This is a genomic window from Xenorhabdus sp. SGI240, assembly GCF_040081915.1.
In the GTDB taxonomy this organism is placed as follows: Bacteria; Pseudomonadota; Gammaproteobacteria; order Enterobacterales; family Enterobacteriaceae; genus Xenorhabdus; species Xenorhabdus bakwenae.
Map to the genome: position 1 here is coordinate 82,737 of NZ_JBEBMB010000039.1, position 22,426 is coordinate 105,162.

A 22,426-nucleotide genomic window follows, 5' to 3' on the forward strand; every position below is an offset into this window, starting at 1 on the left:
GATTAGTCTGATTTTTATATCAAAAATTTTTTTATTCAGTTTTCGCACTAAGCCAAGATTGTTTTTTATTGGGTAAACCCTTTATTGAGTAAACAATGCGATGAACAAAGGCGTCAGTAGACTCAATATAAAACCATGAACGATAGCGGCGGGCACGATATTTACACCACCACAGCGTTGTAAGATTGGTAAGGTAAAGTCAATTGAAGCTGCTCCGGTTAAACCTAATGCGGTTGAACGATAGCGATTTATTAACATGGGAATAAGCATGATGGACGCCAATTCACGAGCTAAGTCATTGAAAAATGCGGTGCTACCAAGCACAGGCCCGTAAGCGTCGGAAATTAAAATGCCGGAAAGGGAATACCAACCGTATCCTGATGCAATGGCAAGACCGGTTTTGGTTGGTAATTCCAACAAAAATGCAGCCAATACGCCACCCAGCAGAGAACTTATGGCAACCACGATGGCAATAATCGTACCACGGCGATTCAGCAGGGTGTGCTTTAGGCTCATACCGTTATTGCGCAGTTGAATTCCAACTAGGAATAGTAAAAAAATCAGGGCAATTTCGCTGGCTAGGCTAGAAAAATGAAACCCTGACCAGTCTGTTAATCCAATAAGAAACCCCAAGACTAATGCACCACATAATTTGACGGAATCCAGCGCCATATGTAATCTGGAAGGGGGTTTTTCCTGTTTATGTGCATTAATAATCCACGGATCTCGTTTATCCAAGAGGAAGAGAGCCAGCATATTAATTATAAAGGTGCACAGAAAAAATGTTGTTGCATACAGCAAAATAGAAAGTAAATGACTGCTCAGATTTTCCAGCATAGCAAGACTGATACCCATCAGAATGAGGATGATATAGACCATGACATTGAGTAGCTTATGCACGAAGGTTAGCATCGATTTATCATTCAGATGAATAAGGTAGCCCAGAGCCAAAGGCAGGAGAATAATTATTAATCCTGAATACATGATCCTCATCCTTATCCAATAAAAAACGTCTTTTACCTAATCTTAATCACGAAAACCAGAAAACAGACAGACAGAAACAAAAAATTCACACCAAAATAACAACTAGGATAAAGGGAAACATACTGAAATTCAATGCATTTTTAATCTCTGACAGAATGGATGTTATAAATAAAACTAAGTTAATCCGATATGGAATGACGCAATAGAACAGGGTGTTGAGACTATTTCATTACCTTTAAAGGAGATATTTTCCAGGGTTGTTTGGCTGGTGAGAGGGAAAGTCAATTGAACGTTATTTTGGCTATTGACGTTGGTTTTTTTAAAGAAGAGATATTAGAAATTTTTCTTATCAGAAATATCCCGTTGATAGGGTTTGTTTATGGTTTATACAGTAAAGTTCAAATGAAGTCATTAAATGAGATGACATACTTTTAATGGTAGGTATTTATTGATGAAACTTCTTTTTGCCAAATATCGCTGGGTCAGAGCTGGGTTTGTTCTCATAGCTATTGCTTCTGTGTGGTTCTATTTCTTCTATCCGCCGAAGCCTATTACATATCAGACGAGTGCAGTGATAAAGGGAGATTTCGAAAGAAGTGTCTTAGCGGTGGGTAAATTGGATGCGGTCAGTAAAGTTGACGTAGGGGCTCAGGTTAGTGGCCAGTTGAAAGAGCTTTATGTGAAATTGGGAGATAAGGTTAAGCAAGGCCAATTATTGGCATTGATTGATCCACAAACAGCAAAAAACACTGTGGCTGAAATTCAGGAAACAGCAAAATCACTGGAGGCTAATCTCCGTGGCGCACAGGCTGAACTAAAACTTGCACAACTCAAAGTAAATCGCCTGAATCATTTGTTTAAATTACATTTAATTTCCCGGCAAGAATTGGACTCCAGCATAACAGATATGCAGTTTAAGGCCGCAAGAATTGACGACTTAGCGGCGCAAATTAAGCAAAATAAGGCCAAACTTGATACGGCAAAAACGAATTTGCAATATACCAGAATTACTGCCCCAATCGCGGGCATTGTGACAGATATCAAAACATTTCAGGGACAAACCGTGATTGCTGCACAGCAAGCACCGACCATCCTGACCCTCGCAAATCTTGATACTATGATTGTTAATGCAGAAGTATCGGAGGCTGATGTCATCAATTTAGCGCCTGGACAGAAAGTCTCATTTACCATCTTAGGGGCACCAGGAAGGCTATTTCACAGCGTCCTGAAAGATACCTTGCCAACACCACGAGTTGAGAATAACGCTATTTTCTACTATGCCCGCTTTGAAGTACCTAATCCGGAACATATTCTGCGTTTGCAGATGACTGCGCAAGTAAAAATAGCGCTTCAAACTTTGCATAATGTATTGATGATCCCAATTTCAGCTTTGGAAATAGCTTCTCACCAATATACGTCCTCAACTCAGCATGTACTTTCTACGCAATATGAAGTGAGTGTTTTGCATAATGGCAAAGCAGAAAAACGTAAAATCACAATAGGAGCCTTTGATAACGTGAATGTTCAGGTGCTCTCTGGCTTGAAGGAAAACGAACGTGTGATCACCAGTCTCAGTGATAGTAGTGTAGAGGAGTAATAATGGATACATTACTGGAACTAAAAGGCGTTAGTCGTAATTATCCCGCTGGAGAAGGGCAACTCACTGTGCTGGATAATATTTCGTTATCTATACAGGCCGGAGAAATGGTGGCTATTGTCGGCGCTTCTGGTTCAGGTAAGTCTACTTTAATGAATATACTTGGCTGCTTGGATAAACCTAGCAGTGGAGAATATTGGGTCGCGGGAAGAAATATTGCTGATTTGGATAGTGATCAATTGGCTGAGTTACGCAGGGAATATTTTGGGTTCATTTTTCAACGCTACCATTTATTGGCTCATTTAACCGCCGATCAAAATGTTGAAATTCCGGCTATTTATTCCGGTGTTTCCAAAATACAACGTCGTGAGCGGGCTATTGAATTGCTAAAAAGCCTTGGATTGGAAAATCGGATTGATTATCGACCAAGCCAGCTTTCAGGTGGACAGCAACAACGGGTCAGTATTGCCAGAGCACTTATGAATGGCGGTCAGGTCATCCTTGCTGACGAACCGACCGGAGCATTAGATAGTACTTCCGGCCAGGAAATGATGGATATCTTGAAGAAACTCTGTCAACGAGGACATACGGTTGTTATTGTTACGCACGATCCTAATATTGCTGCACAGGTACAAAGGGTGATTGAAATTAAAGACGGGCGTATCATGAGTGAGGTACGCTCTTCTGAACACCCAAAATTACCTCTCCCTTCTTCTGTAGAGACAAAAACGGTCAATGTAAAAACCTCTTCGGTGCAACAAATCTGGGGACGTTTTAATGAAGCTTTATTGATGGCATGGCGTGCCATGAATGTGAATAAGCTACGGACTCTGCTGACAATGCTTGGGATCATAATAGGCATTGCCTCTGTTGTAACGATCGTAGTGATTGGTGATGCGGCAAAATCGATGGTGTTATCACATATTAAATCTATTGCAACTAACTCTATATCAATTTATCCAGGAAAAGATTTTGGCAGTGATAACGCTTTGGATATGCAGGCACTGAAACTTACTGATATTCCGGCAATAAAATCTCAGCCCTATGTTCAGGCTGTTTCTCCCGAATTTATGAATGGCGGGCGTTTGCGTCAAGGCAATATGGATGCTAAAGCACAAATATCGGGGGTAGGAAGTGATTTTTTTCAGGTATATGCAATGAAATTTTCTCAAGGCATTCCTTTTACTTCAGACATGATTGAGCGTCAGTCTCAAGTGGTTATCATTGATGATAATACACGTAAGAAGTTCTTTCCTTACCAGGGTAATGTGGTAGGCAAAGAGTTACTGTTAATAAATATGCCCTTGACAGTGATTGGTGTCATTGCTAATGGGCAAAGTCTTTATAGCAGTAATACATTACAAGTTTGGGTGCCTTACAGTACGATGAATAGCCGTTTAATGAATCAAAATTACTTGAATTCGATTGCTGTCAGGTTGAAAGATGGCTATGCGTCCAATGAAGCAGAAGAAAAAATTAATCAATTGCTGATATTCCGTCATGGTAAAAAAGACTTTCACACTTATAACGTGAATAAGACCATTAAAATAATGGATCAAACAACACGGACGATGCAAATATTTTTAACGTTAGTTGCGGTAATATCCTTAGTTGTCGGGGGAATTGGTGTCATGAATATCATGTTGGTATCAGTTACCGAGCGTACAAGGGAAATTGGTATTCGTATGGCAGTAGGGGCCAGAACCAGTGACATTATGCAGCAATTCCTTATTGAAGCTGTTTTGGTTTGTTTAATAGGGGGGATACTGGGGATTATTCTGTCATACAGCATTTCTTTTATGGTGCAATTGATGTTACCGAACTGGGATTTCGTTTATAACTTCACTGCATTTATCATTGCATTTGGTTGTTCAACGGCAATAGGGATAATCTTTGGTTTCCTGCCGGCAAAAAATGCAGCTCACCTCGATCCTATAGAAGCACTGGCAAGGGAATAAAATAGCACGCCACAAATAAGCTTATTGTCTATTTGTGGCGTGGAAATTACGAATTTATCGGGTCACTATTTTTTGATTTTGAACCATTTTCCAGAGGTACAATAAGGCTGGCATGGTTACCTTTGGGGCCTTGATGAACGCTAAAGTTCACTTTTTGCCCCGCTTTCAGCGTCCTATAACCATCCATCTGAATGGTTGAATAGTGGGCAAATATATCCTCGCCACCGCTGGCCGGGCAAATAAATCCAAAGCCCTTTGCATTATTGAACCATTTAACAGTACCTGTTTCCATACTTCTCTATCCCTCGTATCACGATTTCGGATTTAGGAGTCACTAAAAATTTTAAAATATGAACAAACGCCCAGACAGAAAGCGGTGTTCATAAAATATACTGTAGTGAAATTCATTACGTCGTCAAGCATATAAACAACGTCAGGTTGTCTCAAATGGCTAAAGTTTGATATAGATAACGGTATCCGATTTTTAGGCAAAATCTAGCTCTGCTAATCAAGGAAGGGGTAAGCAGAGTGCTTTATGAAGTGATAAAATATATAGCAGTAGAATGAATGAGTTCGTACTAAAATCCAGCGGACAGTTAATACCCAGCGGAAGAATAATGACTGAGTTTTATAACGATTTGAAAGTTGAAGAATTTATTGAGGATGATGTAAAACAAAAACTACAACCACCATCAATGTATAAGGTTATTCTTAACAATGACGATTATACCCCTATGGAGTTTGTGGTTGACGTATTGCAAAAGTTCTTTTCTTATGATGTTGAACGAGCAACGCAACTAATGCTGGATGTCCATTACAAAGGGAAAGCAGTTTGCGGAATTTATACGGCAGAGGTCGCAGAAACTAAAGCTGCGCAAGTGAACATGTATGCTAAGGAGCACGAGCATCCATTACTTTGCACGCTGGAAAAGGTCTGATCTGGCTTATTGAAATTTAGGAGGAGGTGCTTATGCTCAATCAAGAACTGGAGCTTAGTCTCAATATTGCTTTTGCCAAAGCAAGGGATAACAGACATGAATTTATGACTGTAGAGCACCTGTTGCTGGCGTTGTTAAGTAACACATCAGCGCGAGAAGCTCTGGAGGCTTGTAAAGTCGATTTGGCGATGTTACGCCAAGAATTAGAAAGTTTTATTGCACAAACCACCCCCTTGTTATCTGAAAACGATGACAGGGATACACAACCTACATTAAGTTTTCAGCGTGTTTTGCAACGTGCGGTATTTCATGTTCAATCTTCGGGGCGCTCGGAGGTTTCTGGGGCGAACGTCTTAGTTGCTATTTTTAGTGAACAGGAATCCCAGGCTGCTTATTTACTACGTAAGTACGACGTCAGTCGTTTGGATATTGTGAACTTTATCTCTCATGGAACGCGCAAAGATGAATCAGATAATGATGTTCACCACAGTATCAATCCAGTTCAGGAAGAGCCGGTAATTAGTGAAGATAGGTTGGAAAATTTCACGACTAATCTGAATCAATTGGCACAGAAAGGACAAATTGATCCGCTTGTCGGCCGTCAGAGTGAATTGGAGAGAACTATTCAGGTACTCTGTCGTCGCCGCAAAAATAATCCTCTGCTTGTTGGCGAATCGGGTGTGGGTAAGACGGCCATTGCTGAGGGGCTTGCATGGTGTATTGTGCAAAAGAATGTTCCCGAAGTGATGCTGGATTGTACCATCTATTCTCTTGATATTGGCTCATTGTTGGCGGGAACAAAGTATCGCGGTGATTTTGAGAAGCGCTTCAAGTCTTTGTTAAAAACATTGGAACAGGACAGTAAAAGCATTCTCTTTATCGACGAAATCCATACTATTATTGGCGCAGGTGCCGCATCGGGTGGGCAGGTGGACGCAGCTAATCTCATTAAACCGCTGTTGTCCAGTGGGCGTATACGGGTAATTGGTTCAACGACGTACCACGAATTCAGCAATATTTTTGAAAAAGATCGGGCCTTGGCTCGACGATTTCAAAAAATTGACATTCTTGAACCTTCTTCTGAAGAAACGGTACAAATTATCAATGGGCTGCGTGCTAAATATGAAGTACATCATGATGTTCGTTATACAGCGAAGGCCATCCGGGCAGCAGTCGAGTTATCTGTGAAGTATATTACCGATCGTCATTTACCGGATAAAGCCATTGATGTTATTGATGAGGCTGGTGCAAGGACCAGATTAGTGCCAGCTAGCCGCCGTAAGAAGACGATCAATGTTGCCGATATTGAGACTGTTGTTGCCCGTATAGCCCGTATTCCAGAAAAAACGGTGTCAGCCAGTGATAAAGATGTATTGAAGACACTGGATGAGCGTTTGAAAATGTTGGTCTTTGGTCAAGAAAAAGCGATTACTGCTTTGACGGAAGCCATTAGGATGAGCCGTGCTGGATTGGGGCAAGATCATAAGCCAGTAGGATCTTTCTTGTTTGCAGGGCCAACAGGAGTGGGGAAAACAGAAGTCACAGTTCAACTTGCCAAGGTTTTGAATGTCAAGTTATTGCGATTTGATATGTCAGAGTATATGGAACGTCATACTGTCAGTCGTTTAATCGGTGCTCCTCCGGGTTATGTTGGTTATGATCAGGGAGGATTATTGACCGATGCAATCATCAAGCATCCTCATTCTGTTTTGTTACTGGATGAGATTGAAAAAGCCCACCCTGATGTCTTTAACCTGCTGTTACAGGTGATGGACAATGGTACATTGACTGACAATAATGGCCGCAAGGCGGATTTCCGCAACGTTATTTTGGTGATGACAACCAATGCAGGGGTACGTGAAATACAGCGTAAATCCATTGGATTCACTGAACAGGATAATAGCCCGGATGGTATGGAAGAGATAAAACGGATTTTCACACCTGAATTCCGCAATCGTCTTGATAGCATCATTTGGTTTGATGCGCTCTCTCCTGAAGTTATTCAGCAAGTTGTTGATAAATTTATTGTCGAGTTACAAGCCCAATTGGATGAAAAAGGCGTCTCTTTGGAAGTCAGTGCAGCAGCCCGCCAATGGTTATGTGACAAAGGTTATGATAAGGCGATGGGAGCACGACCTATGGCCCGTGTCATTCAGGACAATCTCAAAAAACCACTGGCGAATGAGTTACTATTTGGCTCTTTGGTGCGTGGCGGCTCAGTCAAGATTAAACTTGATAAAGCTAAACAGATATTGGTATACGATTTTAAGCGTGCCCAAAAATCGAATAAAAAGAGATCAGAAGATGCTGTATTGTAACATGCTATATCGATATAAACGGAATAAGCACAAATAGTATCAGTGATAGAAACGGGTAACTGACTGGTGATAAAAAGTAAAAATTAGCAGCTACACCACAGGTGAATTTTGAAAAATACGATCACCTGTGGTGCTAGGATATCTTAATCAGCGGCTACGGAAAGTAATGCGTCCTTTTTCCGGATCATATGTAGTTAGCTCAACTGTAACCTTGTCTCCTGTCAGGATGCGGATATAGTTCTTGCGCATTTTTCCTGAGATATGAGCAGTGACAATGTGTCCGTTGTCTAATTCAACGCGAAACACAGTATTTGGCAGTGTTTCTAAAACAGTACCTTGCATTTCAAAATTAGTGTCTTCTTTGGCCATCTAATCCTCTAAATGTAACAACCATAGTTTTTAACCGGCAAGATAATGCCGAAAAACCATCACTATGTAAAGGAATGTCGTATTTTAAGCCATCATTTTACCTACGATACTATGATGGCTAGTGACATTCCCACCATGAACAGCATCTCTTTCTAAGAGATGATTATAAATCCAGCTTTTGTACAGACCAGCAGCCTGATTGCAATGACTGCTTTCTTAATTGATAAAGATACTGGAGAAACTTTTCTCTCGGAATATTTTTAGCGCCCAATGATTCTGTATGGTGATTTAACACCTGACAATCAAATAGTTGGCCGCCATGACGTAAAAAATGGTGATAGAATGCAACAAAAGCACACTTGGAAGCATTCTCCATTTTACTAAACATCGATTCACCACAAAATAGTGTACCGACACAAACGCCGTATAAACCACCCACAAGTTGATGGTCATGCCAGACTTCAATTGAATGAGCTAATCCTTCTTTATGTAAGGTTTGATAACCTTTTTGAACATCTGACCCAATCCAGGTGCCTTCTTGTCGTTGAGCGCAATGATATATCACTTCATCAAAAGCATAGTTTACCGTAATTTGGTAAGTATGTTTGTGAATAAATCGACGTAGTGTTCGGCCAGTATGCAATTCTCCTGGAATTAACACGGCCCTGGGATCGGGAGACCACCATAAAGGCGGCTCATCAGGCGAATACCACGGAAAAATCCCCCCATGATACGCTACTCGTAAACGTTCTGCACTTAGATCTCCGCCAAATGCCAATAAACCATTAGGTTCAACCAGCGCATTAGTGGGATGGGGGAATTCATATGAGTTACCCAGTTGAGCTATCGACATCAGTTGAATCACCTTTGCTCAGGATAGCTCTGTAGCTGATAAAATTGTTGCCGCTGATAAAATTGATAGTAACGCCCTTGTTGAGCCAGCAGCGCATTATGCTTACCTTGCTCGATAATGCGTCCTTCATCCATAACGCAGATTCGATCCATGAATTGTAAGCCTGTGAGTCGATGGGTAACGATAATCAAGGTTTTGTGCTGGCAACTACGGTGTAGCAGCGCCAGAATTTGCTGTTCTGTATCGGCATCAAGCCCTTCAGTTGGCTCATCCAGCAGCATTAAAGGGGCATTGTGCAACAATGCTCTGGCAATACCCAGGCGCCGTTGTTCTCCACCGGAAAGCTGACGTCCACCTTCTCCCATCCAACAGTTTAGCTTTTTATCAGTGTCTAACAAGTATCCTAAACCTACTTGTTGCAGTACGGTTGTTAATTCAGCGTCATCAGCACCTGGTTTTGCCAATAAGAGATTTTCACGCAAAGTATGGCTAAAAACATGTATCCGCTGGGGAACGATAGACATCATTGAACGCAATGTTGACTCATCATAGTGGGCGATCGGGTGCAGATTGAGTTGAATCTCACCGCTATTGACATCCCAGGCCCGCGTCAATAATTGCAAAAGCGTGGATTTTCCGCACCCTGTCTTTCCCAGTAAAGCAAGATGTTCGCCGGATGTCAGGGATAGAGAGATATTTTTCAATACTGACTGTGGCTGGCCCGGGTAGGTGAAATCAACATTTTTTATTTCAAGGCTGAGATCGCTATTTGCTTGCGGTCCATGAGAAGGAAAGGTGACTTCCGGTTTTTGATTCATCAACTGAGAAACACGAGTCGCGGATGCAATGACTTGCCCCATGTGCTGGAATGCCACGGTGACTGGGCCAAGTGCTTCGAACGCAGCAAGGGTGCAAAATGTAAACAGTGCGATTAATGCGCCCGTCTGACTATTTTCTCCCACACCTGCCGCCGCTAGCCACAGTATCAGCGTCACTGTCATACCGGTGGAAAAAATCATGATAGCTTGTGAAAGGCCGGTCAAACCGGCTTGTTTTTGCTGGCTTTTCAACCAATCATTTTCAATCTCTGTCATGGATTGACGAAAGCGTTTGAGGGCACCAAACACACTTAATTCAGCTTGCCCCTGCAAAGCGCTGGTCAGTAATGTACGATATTGACCGCGTTGTTGAGTCATGTTTCTGCCATAAGGTTTTCCTGCATGGTAAAACACGTAAGGTAATACCAGCAGCAACCCTAACATAATACCGCCAATAGTATAGGCGAGGGTGAAATCAAGGAAGCTCAGGCCGAATGTCAGAACGAGAATGACGATGAAGGCAGCGAGAACAGGGGAAATAACCCGCAGATACAAATGGTCCAGTGTTTCGACATCAGCAACAAGCCTATTTAGCAATTCACCTTGACGAAAACGAGCAATGCCTCCAGGAGAAAGAGGCAGTATTTTTTGAAACGCGAAAACACGTAAATGAGCTAATACCCGGAATGTTACATCATGGCTGACAAGCCGCTCACCATAACGACCCGCAGTACGAAAAATGGCAGCACCGCGAACACCGGCGGCAGGCAGCATATAGTTAAACGTATATAACCCAGCGAACCCAGCCAGGGCTGTGCCGGCAAGGAACCAGCCCGAGAGTGTTAGCAATCCAATACTGGCTAGCAGCGTCACAATCGCCAATAGCATACCTAAACTGATGAGAAACCAATGGCGGCGATAGAGCGCGAGAAATGGAAGTAATACACGCATGATTAAAGCTCCACACTACGGTGAGATAACAAACGAGAAAATACACCCTGAGACCGGCTTAAAGTTTGATAATCACCTTGTTCTATAAGCAATCCATTTTCCATTACCCAAATCTGGTCATATGCCCGCGTTTCTTCTAGCAAGTGAGTAACCAGTAATGTGGTTTGTTGATGCGAGGCCTGATTTAAGGCCATCATCACACGCTGTTCGCTATGGGCATCAAGGCTGGCGGCGGGTTCATCCAATAGCAATAATTGGCAAGGATTTAACAACGCTCGCGCTAGCGCAATACGCTGGGCTTGTCCGACAGACAGACGAGCAGCATTGTCACCTATTACCGTATTAATACCATCTGGAAGGTCGTTAATAAACTCATTGACATAAGCCTGTTCCATCACATTATTGATTTGCTCTTGTGTTGCGTCATATTGACTAAGGCGAATATTATCGAGCAGTGTCTGTTCTGGCAGGTGTGGGTTTTGCCCAACCCAACTTAAGCGTTCACGCCATTTGGTGAGGCTGAGTTCACGCAACTCAATGCCATTGATTTTCAAGGAACCATGATAAGGTAAAAATCCCAGCAATACATTGATTAATGAACTTTTTCCCGCACCACTTTTTCCAACCAGAGCAATCCGTTGGCGCTTATCAATGGTAAAATTCAAAGGACCAGCAAGACAATGTCCATCGTGGGACATAATTTCCAGTCCGCAGGCCTCAATGGTAACGGGTTCTTTATCTGATAGTGTTTGCTCGCCACTACTTGCGACCTGTTCTCCATCGCTGCTAAGTAAGGTGAAGAGAGATTCTGCCGCCCCTATTGCCTGGGCTTTGGCGTGATAAAACGTACCTAAATCGCGCAGTGGTTGAAAAAACTCGGGTGCGAGGATTAACGCGAGGAAACCTGCAAACAACGTAACACCTATGCCATAGCTACCAAAGTGCAATTCCCCCAAATAGGAAAAACCAAAATAAACAGCAACAACGGCAATAGAAATTGCGGCAAAAAATTCTAAAACCGCGGAAGATAAAAATGCCATGCGCAGAACTTCCATCGTTCTGCGGCGAAAACTTTCTGTTGATTCCGTGATTTGTTCAACTTCCGCTGCCCCTCGATGGAACAGGCGCAACGTTTCCAAACCCCGTAAACGATCGAGAAAATTACCGCTTAATCGGCTGAGAGCAACAAAATTGCGCCGATTAGCATCTGCGGCGCCTAAACCCACCAATGCCATAAATAGCGGAATCAATGGCGCGGTTACAAATAAAATTAATCCTGCGGCCCAATTAATTGGAAATACAGTAATCAGGATTAAGATAGGGATCATCGTAGCAAGAGCAATTTGAGGCAGATAGCGAGAGTAGAAATCCTGCATGTCTTCTATCTGTTCCAGGATAATGGTTGCCCAACTTCCGGCGGGTTTCCCCTTAACCCACATTGGACCTAGTTGTTCAAGTTTATCCAGTACCATATTGCGAATTTGTTGGCGTACAACTTTGCCACAAATAAATCCGACACGCTCCCGAACAGCGTTGACAATCGCTCGTAATGCAAAAGTAGCAGCCAACATTAGGAATTGGTCGATAAGGTTTTCACGGGGAACATTATCCATAATCAGGGCTTGCAGGATTGTCGCTAAGAGCCAGGCCTGGGAAATAATCAGCAATCCATTGATTAAGCCAAGGAACATTGATAAACGAAGCCACCGACGGGCAGGCGCAGTTTGCTGTTTCAGCCATCGAACCAGTTCAGATTGTCTTGTTTTGTCCATAAGAAAAATTTCTGATTAGCGGGTGATGATACGGAATATCAAAACAAGCTGTATGTTACCTGTTAAAAAGCGCTACCGGAATAGCGCTTTGGGAAAGATAGATTATTTAGTTGCCAGCCCGTCAAGGAAACGTTCAGCATCCAGTGCAGCCATACAGCCCGTGCCTGCTGAGGTGATAGCTTGGCGATACACATGATCCATCACATCTCCAGCGGCAAAGATACCAGGAATAGAAGTCTGGGTGGCATTACCATGCAAGCCAGATTGGACTTTGATATAGCCGTTTTCCAGTTCCAGCTGGCCATCAAAGATGCCCGTGTTTGGACTATGGCCGATGGCGATGAAAACGCCGGTAACATCCAGTTCTTCGGTATTATCACTTTTCGTGTCGCGGATACGGATGCCAGTAACCCCCATATCGTCACCCAGAACTTCATCCAACGCACGATCAGTATGCAGAATAATGTTGCCGTTCTTCACTTTTTCCATCATACGGTCAATCAGGATTTTCTCTGAACGGAAAGTATCACGACGGTGAATCAAATGTACTTCAGAGGCAATGTTTGCCAAATACAGTGCTTCTTCAACGGCAGTATTGCCTCCACCGACTACAGCAACCTTTTGTTTGCGATAGAAAAATCCATCACATGTTGCACAGGCAGATACACCACGACCTTTGAAAGCCTCCTCGGAAGGCAATCCGAGATAACGGGCTGATGCTCCTGTAGCGATGATTAAAGCATCACAGGTATATTCCTGATCATCACCAAATAAGCGGAATGGTCTGTTTGAGAAATCAACTTTCTGAATATGGTCAGAAATGATTTCTGTTTGAAATTTTTCGGCGTGTTGGAACATGCGCTCCATCAAGCCAGGGCCAGTCAGCCCTTCAGGATCTCCGGGCCAGTTCTCAACCTCAGTCGTGGTGGTCAATTGGCCGCCCTTTTCAACCCCGGTAATGAGGACGGGATTTAGATTAGCGCGGGCTGCATACACAGCAGCGGTATAGCCAGCAGGACCTGAGCCAAGAATGATAAGTTTACTGTGTTTGGCTGTGCTCATGAATACCTCATTTCCATTATCGCATATTGCAGATTTGGGGATTGTAGGAGAAATAATAAGTTAAAAAAAGCAATTATCAGATAAAATATTCATGTTATTAACGATTTTACCGATAGATAGTAACTATGATGTAATCGTATTGTAAGAGACGATTGTTTAACTTTCTGAATTGAACGTCATTTATACATATGAGACATAAAACAAGCTATCGAAACGATTTACTGAAAATTTATTTGGCAGGTTGTTCTGATTTTTGTTCATTTACTTTGACAATCGGCTGTGCATTTGCGAAAACATCTGTGTAAGAGATAATTATCTCTCCTGCTAATCAATTGTTTCTATAAAATAGACAAACTAGGATGGGTGATTTTCTCATAGAATATAAAAATTGCCGTTAAGTTGTTTCTGAAAAACTTAGTGTTTTGGGAGCTGGTATCTTAAGAAATAGTGTTCTGGGAAATGATGTTTCTGAGAGGCAATGTTCTGGTAAATCGTGTCGTATTCCTAATGGATCCAAGTTGTCGTGCGGCGGCAAGGGAACAAACCCTCAAGCGCATAGAAACTAATATGAGTGATGAGTGGCTGATATATGAGTAACTGAGTGATTGGGGTGAGTGAGCACAGCTAACATAGCAGCAACTTGGAAGGCAAAAGGGATAATTAATCGAATTCTGGGAGATTATGGTCTGGGGAATCGTATTCTGGGAGATTGTTTCTAGAGTTGTAGTAGTTCTTAAACCTTGGTTGCAGATTGAGCGTTAACCTTTGAAGACATCTTTTCCAGCTCAACCGATTGAAAGAGATAGGGAAAATGTTTTAGGTGTAGGAATATTAAAGAGAGAGCAATAAGATGATAGATAATAAGAAGCGTCCAGGAAAAGATCTTGATCGTATAGATCGTAATATCCTTAACGAGTTGCAAAAAGATGGTCGTATTTCTAACGTGGAGTTATCCAAGAGAGTTGGTTTGTCACCCACACCTTGCTTGGAACGTGTGCGTCGTTTAGAGCGTCAGGGCTTTATCTCTGGCTATACGGCTTTGCTGAATCCTCATTATTTGGATGCATCATTGCTGGTATTTGTTGAAATTACGCTGAACCGGGGTGCAGCAGATGTATTTGAACAATTTAATACCGCTGTTCAGAAACTAGAAGAAATCCAAGAATGTCATTTAGTTTCTGGTGATTTTGACTATTTGCTGAAAACACGCGTGCCAGATATGTCTGCATATCGTAAATTGCTCGGAGAAACTCTGTTACGTCTTCCTGGTGTTAATGACACCCGTACTTATGTTGTAATGGAAGAGGTGAAGCAGAGTAATCGTTTAGTGATTAAGACTCGTTAAACTTTCATCTAAAATGTACAGATGCAAAACAGGAAAAATTTAGGTACACTCCTGTTTATGCATACAGTTTCAACGCTGAGCTACCCTCAGCGTTGTTCCGTTTAATCAACAGAAAAAACCTGGAGAGCCTTTCTTGAACCAGGAATATACAGAAGACAAACGTGTTAAATTAAAGAAGATAAGTAGTGGCCGCCGGCTTCTGGAAGCCGTTTTGTTGGTTATTGCTATCTGTGCTGTGTACTTGATGGTAGCGCTTATCAGCTTCAATCCATCTGATCCCAGTTGGTCACAGACGTCATGGCATGAACCCGTCCACAATTGGGGAGGCAGTGTTGGTGCCTGGTTATCTGACACGCTATTCTCGGCATTTGGTATTCTTGCCTATGCAGTCCCGCCCTTTATGTTGTTAGGTTGCTGGAATGCTTTCCGTCAGAAAGATAGGCAAGAGTACATTGATTTCTTCACACTTGCATTACGCGTTATTGGTGCTTTAGCCCTGATACTGACGTCATGTGGTTTGGCTGCCCTCAATATTGATGATTTAAATGACTTTGCTGCTGGCGGAGTCATTGGTAATTTATTCAGCAATGCGATTCTGCCTTGGTTTAGCACCCTGGGGGCAACATTGGCCCTGCTTGGTATTTGGATCGTTGGATTCACATTGTTTACAGGGTGGTCATGGCTCACGATTGCAGAAAAAATTGGTGCAGTTATTCTGGATTCACTGAGTTTTGTCGTCAATCGTGGCCGCAATAATGTTGAATATGACGAAAACAATTTAGAGAATACGTTAGGTTCTGAACTTTCAGCCAGTGAACAAAAACCCGCAGAGCATGCAGATAAACCAGAAATAGTTAAATCTGCGGTTGCTACTGAAATGCCAGACGCAGATGAAGATGATGTATTATTGACAGCTCCAACATTAACCGAATTAGCTAATACAGATTCAGCGTTACAGCCTGCAGCCGCTTCTCCAACCTCTCCAGCATTGGATCAATTTCAGGAACAGGAACCTGTTCGCTATTCTTTTGAATTACCGGATGATGACCAATCAGATACCAATTCACAATCCGATGACTCGTCTCAGGCGATTTCAAATCTATCCACAAACAGTTCTGCTGACACAAATACGCATTCACAAGATGATGTAACAGAGACATTTACTCTTCCTGCAAATGATCATGTTCATTTGAAAAATACGGCAGCGGATATTGCGAGTTCTGCTGTTGTGGTAAAGAATCCACAGATTAAACAAGGTATTGGGCCTGAAATGCCACGCCCTAATCCTGTTAGGATCCCAACCCGTCGCGAATTGTATGGTATAAAAGTGCCTTCTCACCGCTTGGCAGAACACATGCAACGGAAAGAAGAGGAGAGGCTGAATGAGTTGGTTGCAGAAGCTAATGAACAGCGAATGGATGCCCAACAGCAAGACATGTTGCGTCAGCAATTCCTCTATCAGCAACGTGAGCGCTATGGTGTTGATTTTGAGGAAGGAAACAGAGAGTCAGCGTCTCGTGAAGCAAGTACGCTGATACATAAGCAACCAACGGCAGCTGATGAGTGTACGAAAAATAGCGCAAATAGCCAGATCATAGGCGAACAAATAGTAAACGAACAGCCGATAGACGTACAAAAAGCACAGGAAGAAGCGTTGCGGATAGCATTTAAGCAACAGCAACGTGAACGTTACCAAGTAAATCAACCTGCGCCTACTGAATCTGTACTTATGCCAACAGAGCCACTGAATCAACAAGTTCAGGAAAAAAATATAGCGACGGCGCTTGATTCTCACGAATCGAGAAATCAGCATATTTTTGCGCAGCAACCGCAGCAACCGCAGCAACCGCAGCAACCGCAGCAACCGCAGCAACCGCAGCAACCGCAGCAACCGCAGCAACCGCAGCAACCGCAGCAACCGCAGCAACCGCAGCAACCGCAGCAACCGCAGCAAGATAGCCTGTTCCATCCATTTTTGATGCGCAATGATCAGCCATTACCAAAGCCAACGACGCCGATGCCTTCTTTGGATCTTTTGGCAGAACCGCCAGCGGAAGAAGAACCGGTTGATATGTTTGCGCTTGAGCAAACCTCTCGTTTAATTGAAGCGCGTTTGAATGATTATCGCGTTAAAGCGGATGTTGTTGGATTCTCTCCAGGGCCTGTTATCACACGATTTGAATTGGATTTAGCTCCTGGGGTGAAAGCTTCGCGTATTTCTAACTTATCACGCGACCTCGCGCGTTCGCTTTCAGCGGTAGCCGTCCGTATCGTGGAAGTTATTCCGGGACGACCTTATGTTGGTTTGGAATTACCCAATAAAAAACGCCAAACAGTTTATCTGCGGGAAGTTTTGGACTGTGAGAAATTCCGTGATAACCCTTCACCGTTAACCATCGTCTTAGGAAAAGACATTGCAGGGCAGCCGGTTGTGGCTGACTTGGGTAAGATGCCTCACTTATTGGTAGCAGGAACGACGGGTTCGGGGAAATCGGTAGGGGTCAATGCGATGATCCTCAGCATTCTGTATAAAGCGAAACCAGAGGATGTTCGCTTTATTATGATTGACCCGAAAATGCTTGAGTTATCGGTTTACGAGGGCATTCCACATTTATTGACTGAAGTTGTCACCGATATGAAAGATGCAGCCAATGCATTGCGTTGGTGTGTAAATGAAATGGAGCGACGTTATAAGCTGATGTCAGCTTTGGGGGTGCGCAATATTGCGGGCTATAACGACAAGATCAAGCAAGCCGAAAATATGGGGCGACCGATCCCTGATCCGTTCTGGAAACCCGGTGACAGTATGGATACAACGCATCCTATGCTGAAAAAAGAGCCTTATATTGTTGTTATGGTTGATGAATTTGCCGACTTAATGATGACAGTCGGGAAAAAGGTGGAAGAATTAATTGCACGCTTGGCTCAGAAAGCACGGGCAGCAGGTATCCACTTAGTATTGGCAACTCAGCGCCCTTCTGTTGATATTATCACCGGACTGATTAAGGCAAATATTCCGACACGTATTGCATTTACAGTATCCAGTAAAATAGATTCCCGTACCATTCTTGATCAAGGTGGTGCAGAATCATTGCTTGGTATGGGGGATATGCTTTATTTGGCACCAAACTCTTCCATTCCTGTACGTGTTCATGGTGCATTCGTGCGCGATCAAGAAGTGCATGAAGTTGTGAATGACTGGAAAGCTCGTGGCCGCCCTCAATATATAGACAGTATTGTCAAAGGGGGAGAAGATGGTGAAGGCAGTATGGGATTTGATAGCGATGAAGAGCTAGATCCCCTGTTTGATCAAGCGGTTGAATTTGTGGTCGAAAAACGTCGTGTCTCTATTTCGGGCGTGCAACGTCAATTCCGGATTGGATATAACCGGGCAGCCCGGATTGTCGAACAAATGGAAGCACAACAGATAGTGAGTGCACCTGGGCATAATGGCAATCGTGAAGTTTTGGCACCTCCGCCCCATGAACATTAATTATCGCTGTGAAATGTAAACAGTATCGGCAATTGATAGCTGATAATAAAACGAATTGAAGGTATCTCACACATGAAAAAACTGATGTTGATTGGTTGCCTGATGATGGGGGTGAGCATAGGTTCTGCTTGGGCTGATGCGACACAGAATTTGCAAGGGCGTTTGGGAAAGGTGAATAGTTTTCATGCCAGTTTTACTCAAACAGTGACTAGCAATGATGGTTCAACGGTCCAAAAAGGAGAGGGAGAACTTTGGATCAAACGCCCTAATTTGTTTAACTGGCATATGACATCACCTGATGAGAGTGTTTTGGTTTCTGATGGTAAGACGCTGTGGTTTTATAATCCTTTTGTTGAACAGGTGACGGCGAATTGGTTAAAAGAAGTAACGGGAAACACGCCATTTATGCTGATTGCCCGCAATGATCCTGCCGACTGGAAACAGTACAAGGTTATGCAAAACGGTAATAGCTTTGAGCTGACGCCTCATCGTGCCAATGGCAATTTAAAACATTTTTCAATTACTGTGACACCAGAAGGAACAATCCGAAAATTTACTGCTGTTGAACAGGATGGGCAAAAGAGTGCTTACCAGTTGAAAGGGCAGCAAAATGTAAACGTGGATACGGAGAAATTCAAATTTACCGTACCGGAAGGTGTCACGCTGGATGATCAACGCCAGTGAGGTTTAAGTGGACAATCTTTCTCTCGATTTTTCACAAAATGAATTTCAGCCACTGGCCGCAAGAATGCGGCCAGTCACATTAGATCAATATATCGGTCAGCAACACTTACTGGCGGAAGGAAAACCTTTGCCGCGAGCAATCCGAGCCGGTCATCTTCATTCCATGATTTTATGGGGACCGCCCGGAACAGGAAAAACAACACTGGCTGAAATTATTGGATATTACGCGCAAGCTGATATTGAGCGTATTTCAGCAGTCACTTCTGGCATAAAAGAAATTCGTGAAGCCATAGAAAGAGCACGACAAAATCGTAATTCAGGGCGTAGAACCATCTTATTTGTTGATGAAGTTCATCGATTTAATAAAAGTCAGCAGGATGCGTTTTTACCACATATTGAAGACGGTACAATCACATTTATTGGTGCAACTACCGAAAATCCCTCCTTCGAATTAAATTCAGCTTTGTTGTCACGGACCCGTGTCTATTTACTGAAATCACTTTCGAAGGCAGAAATTGAACAGGTACTTATTCAGGCCATTAATGATACAGAGCATGGCATTGGCGGGCAAAATATCGTATTACCAGATAATACTCGCCAGATGATAGCAGAGCTTGTGGCAGGAGATGCACGCCGCTCACTGAATTTGCTGGAAATGATGTCAGACATGGCAGAAAGCAATGCGCAAGCGCAACGGGTTTTGACGCCGGAATTACTGAAAGAAGTGAGCGGGGAAAGAAGTGCCAGGTTTGATAATAAAGGTGATCGATATTACGATTTAATTTCTGCTTTGCATAAATCAATCCGTGGTTCAGCACCTGATGCCGCGCTTTACTGGTACGCCCGAATTATTACCGCAGGCGGTGATCCCCTTTATGTTGCCCGTCGGTTACTGGCAATTGCTTCTGAAGATGTGGGTAATGCTGATCCACGCGGAATGCAGATCGCTATTGCTGCATGGGATTGTTTTACGCGTGTAGGAGCGGCTGAAGGAGAAAGGGCAATCGCACAGGCAATTGTTTATCTTGCTTGTGCACCGAAAAGTAATGCTGTTTATACCGCATTCAAGGCAGCTATGGCGGATGCGCAAAACAAACCGGATTATGACGTTCCTGCCCATTTACGTAATGCCCCGACTAAGCTGATGAAGGAAATTGGATTTGGTGAAGAGTATCGCTACGCCCATGATGAAGCGAATGCGTATGCCGCCGGTGAAGTCTATTTTCCGCCAGAAATGCCACAAACACGTTATTATTATCCGACTGCCAGAGGGCTGGAGGGTAAGATAGGTGAAAAGTTAAACTGGTTAATGGAACAGGATCAAAATAGCCCAATAAAACGCTATCGTTAATTTTCCTGTTACGGTAAGGTTTATATCCAACAATGCCAAATTACAGCGAAAAGCTGTAGTTTTTGATTTTTGACGATTCTTCAATAACCATTTTTCAATAACAACAAGCACAGGACTAGCATGCTCGATCCAAATATACTGCGTAATGAGCTAGACGCAGTCGCCGAAAAACTGGCTCGCAGGGGATATACCCTTGATGTGGAGATGCTGCGCAAACTAGAAGAGCGCCGCAAAGTTTTACAAGTTGAAACTGAAACCCTGCAAGCAGAACGTAATTCCCGATCGAAGGCTATTGGTGCAGCTAAAGCCCGTGGTGAAGATATTGAACCACTGCGTCACGAAGTGAATCAATTGGGAGAAAAATTGGATTCAGCAAAAGCTGAACTGGAAACGTTGCAGGCTGAAATCCGTAATATCGCATTAAGCATGCCGAATATTCCTGATGATTCTTCTCCTGACGGAAAAGATGACAGTGATAACCTGGAAATTAACCGTTGGGGTGAAGCACGCCAATATGACTTTGAAATCAAAGACCATGTTTCATTGGGTGAACTGACTGGCGGCCTTGATTTTGCGGCTGCGGTTAAATTGACGGGTTCACGTTTCGTTGTAATGAAAGGGCAGATCGCTCGTCTGCACCGTGCCATCGCCCAGTTCATGCTGGATCTGCATACAGAGCAGCATGGTTATCTGGAAACTTACGTTCCTTATCTGGTTAACCATGATTCTTTATATGGTACAGGTCAGTTACCTAAATTTGGTGAAGATCTGTTCCATACCAGACCATTGGAAGAAGAATCTGGCAGTCATTATGCTTTGATTCCAACAGCGGAAGTCCCGGTCACTAACTTAGTTCGTGATGAAATTTTGGATGAAAGCGTATTGCCATTGAAGATGACGGCGCATACACCTTGCTTCCGTTCTGAAGCCGGTTCTTATGGCCGTGATACCCGTGGCCTTATTCGTATGCACCAGTTTGATAAAGTTGAGTTGGTTCAAATTGTTCATCCAGAAAAATCCATGGAAGCCCTGGAAGAATTAACAGGGCACGCTGAGAAAGTATTACAGTTACTGAATCTTCCTTACCGTAAAATGTTGCTGTGCACGGGTGACATGGGGGCAAGCGCAAGAAAAACTTACGATTTGGAAGTTTGGCTACCAGCGCAAAATACTTACCGTGAAATTTCCTCTTGTTCTAATATGTGGGATTTTCAGGCTCGCCGTATGCAAGCGCGTTTCCGTGGTAAAGATGACAAGAAAACTCAGTTGGTACATACATTGAATGGTTCTGGTCTTGCGGTAGGACGTACCCTGGTTGCTGTGATGGAAAACTATCAGCAAGCAGATGGCCGCATTGAAATCCCAGAAGTATTGCGTCCTTATATGAATGGATTGGAATATATTGGTTAATATCATCTATTCTTAATAAAAAAGCGCCGAATATGGCGCTTTTTTACGAGTACTATCATAAGCTAACTTGTCACAGTTACATCATCTTTCTGAGTTTCTTTTTTATAAAAAACACTGAGACAGGAGATATAAGATGTTGCCAGGCTCAATGGAACTGTGAATAGGATTCTTAAGAACAGAGGGAGCGTAAAAATTATCAGAACAGAAATAAGATATTCCTAATATTTTTATTCCACAAACAATGATACCGATTGCCAATAAAGCACTACATTTATCGTGAAGGCAATGAATAACCTCCCGGACTTAAATTTACCAGTCATTCTTTGCGTTTCACAAATGGCAATAATTCCAGCAGAGAATAACGGATCCAATAAATTAAACAGGAGAAAACCAAAATCAGGAATGAAAAGACTTAAATTAACCCGAATTCTGCTTAAGCCATCATTGGAACATCTTCTTCTAAGTAGAAAACTTTCAGTGATGGTTTCTTCAATTTAAGGCAGTAAGCAATCAGTCCACCTAA

The 22,426-nt window shown here is 43.0% G+C and carries 16 protein-coding genes; 9 read left to right on the forward strand and 7 right to left on the reverse strand.

The window, feature by feature from the left end:
- Positions 1–81 precede the first annotated feature (81 nt).
- A complete protein-coding gene (locus ABLA76_RS10010) occupies positions 82–984 on the reverse strand; it encodes a lysine exporter LysO family protein (RefSeq protein ID WP_348987809.1) in 903 nt (300 codons plus the stop codon).
- Between the two features lie 451 nt (positions 985–1,435).
- On the opposite strand from ABLA76_RS10010, the gene macA reads away from it, so the two are divergent.
- Both macA and macB read left to right on the forward strand, forming a co-directional pair.
- The gene (gene macA / locus ABLA76_RS10015) at positions 1,436–2,581 is read left to right on the forward strand and encodes a macrolide transporter subunit MacA (RefSeq protein ID WP_348987810.1); all 1,146 of its coding nucleotides are present in this window, start codon (positions 1,436–1,438) and stop codon (positions 2,579–2,581) included.
- A gap of 2 nt (positions 2,582–2,583) precedes the next feature.
- Complete coding sequence (macB, locus tag ABLA76_RS10020) at positions 2,584–4,539, forward strand: macrolide ABC transporter ATP-binding protein/permease MacB (protein WP_348987811.1); 1,956 nt, start codon at positions 2,584–2,586, stop codon at positions 4,537–4,539.
- Between the two features lie 46 nt (positions 4,540–4,585).
- On the opposite strand, the gene cspD is transcribed toward macB, so the two are convergent.
- Positions 4,586–4,831: a cold shock-like protein CspD gene (cspD, locus tag ABLA76_RS10025; RefSeq protein WP_047767501.1), complete on the reverse strand. Its 246-nt coding sequence runs from the start codon at positions 4,829–4,831 to the stop codon at positions 4,586–4,588.
- A gap of 325 nt (positions 4,832–5,156) precedes the next feature.
- Between cspD and clpS the strand changes: the two genes are divergently transcribed.
- Both clpS and clpA read left to right on the forward strand, forming a co-directional pair.
- On the forward strand, positions 5,157–5,477 hold the full coding sequence (gene clpS / locus ABLA76_RS10030; protein WP_047767503.1) for an ATP-dependent Clp protease adapter ClpS: 321 nt from the start codon (positions 5,157–5,159) through the stop codon (positions 5,475–5,477).
- Positions 5,478–5,509: 32 nt separating this feature from the next.
- Positions 5,510–7,795 (forward strand): ATP-dependent Clp protease ATP-binding subunit ClpA, encoded by a 2,286-nt coding sequence (gene clpA / locus ABLA76_RS10035; protein WP_348987812.1) that lies wholly within the window; start codon positions 5,510–5,512, stop codon positions 7,793–7,795.
- Positions 7,796–7,942: 147 nt separating this feature from the next.
- Here the strand turns inward: clpA and infA are convergent, their stop codons facing one another.
- The 5 genes from infA to trxB form a co-directional block, all read right to left on the reverse strand.
- Positions 7,943–8,164 (reverse strand): translation initiation factor IF-1, encoded by a 222-nt coding sequence (infA, locus tag ABLA76_RS10040; protein WP_047767507.1) that lies wholly within the window; start codon positions 8,162–8,164, stop codon positions 7,943–7,945.
- A 163-nt stretch (positions 8,165–8,327) separates the two neighbouring features.
- On the reverse strand, positions 8,328–9,017 hold the full coding sequence (gene aat, locus ABLA76_RS10045; protein WP_348987813.1) for a leucyl/phenylalanyl-tRNA--protein transferase: 690 nt from the start codon (positions 9,015–9,017) through the stop codon (positions 8,328–8,330).
- A gap of 8 nt (positions 9,018–9,025) precedes the next feature.
- Positions 9,026–10,786, reverse strand: a complete 1,761-nt coding sequence (gene cydC, locus ABLA76_RS10050) for a cysteine/glutathione ABC transporter ATP-binding protein/permease CydC (RefSeq protein WP_348987814.1) — start codon at positions 10,784–10,786, stop codon at positions 9,026–9,028.
- A gap of 2 nt (positions 10,787–10,788) precedes the next feature.
- Positions 10,789–12,558 carry a cysteine/glutathione ABC transporter permease/ATP-binding protein CydD gene (gene cydD, locus ABLA76_RS10055; protein WP_348987815.1) on the reverse strand — a complete coding sequence of 590 codons (1,770 nt, stop codon included), beginning with the start codon at positions 12,556–12,558 and terminating at the stop codon, positions 10,789–10,791.
- A 102-nt stretch (positions 12,559–12,660) separates the two neighbouring features.
- On the reverse strand, positions 12,661–13,620 hold the full coding sequence (trxB, locus tag ABLA76_RS10060) for a thioredoxin-disulfide reductase (protein ID WP_348987816.1): 960 nt from the start codon (positions 13,618–13,620) through the stop codon (positions 12,661–12,663).
- Positions 13,621–14,470: 850 nt separating this feature from the next.
- Between trxB and lrp the strand changes: the two genes are divergently transcribed.
- From lrp to serS, 5 genes are all read left to right on the forward strand, one after another.
- Entirely contained in the window at positions 14,471–14,965 is a 495-nt protein-coding gene (gene lrp, locus ABLA76_RS10065) for a leucine-responsive transcriptional regulator Lrp (RefSeq protein WP_004256338.1), read from the forward strand.
- A gap of 133 nt (positions 14,966–15,098) precedes the next feature.
- The gene (locus ABLA76_RS10070) at positions 15,099–18,458 is read left to right on the forward strand and encodes a DNA translocase FtsK 4TM domain-containing protein (protein ID WP_348987817.1); all 3,360 of its coding nucleotides are present in this window, start codon (positions 15,099–15,101) and stop codon (positions 18,456–18,458) included.
- Positions 18,459–18,530: 72 nt separating this feature from the next.
- On the forward strand, positions 18,531–19,142 hold the full coding sequence (gene lolA / locus ABLA76_RS10075; protein ID WP_348987818.1) for an outer membrane lipoprotein chaperone LolA: 612 nt from the start codon (positions 18,531–18,533) through the stop codon (positions 19,140–19,142).
- Positions 19,143–19,149: 7 nt separating this feature from the next.
- On the forward strand, positions 19,150–20,493 hold the full coding sequence (locus ABLA76_RS10080) for a replication-associated recombination protein A (RefSeq protein ID WP_348987819.1): 1,344 nt from the start codon (positions 19,150–19,152) through the stop codon (positions 20,491–20,493).
- A 120-nt stretch (positions 20,494–20,613) separates the two neighbouring features.
- Positions 20,614–21,903: a serine--tRNA ligase gene (gene serS, locus ABLA76_RS10085; RefSeq protein ID WP_348987820.1), complete on the forward strand. Its 1,290-nt coding sequence runs from the start codon at positions 20,614–20,616 to the stop codon at positions 21,901–21,903.
- Positions 21,904–22,426: the final 523 nt, after the last annotated feature.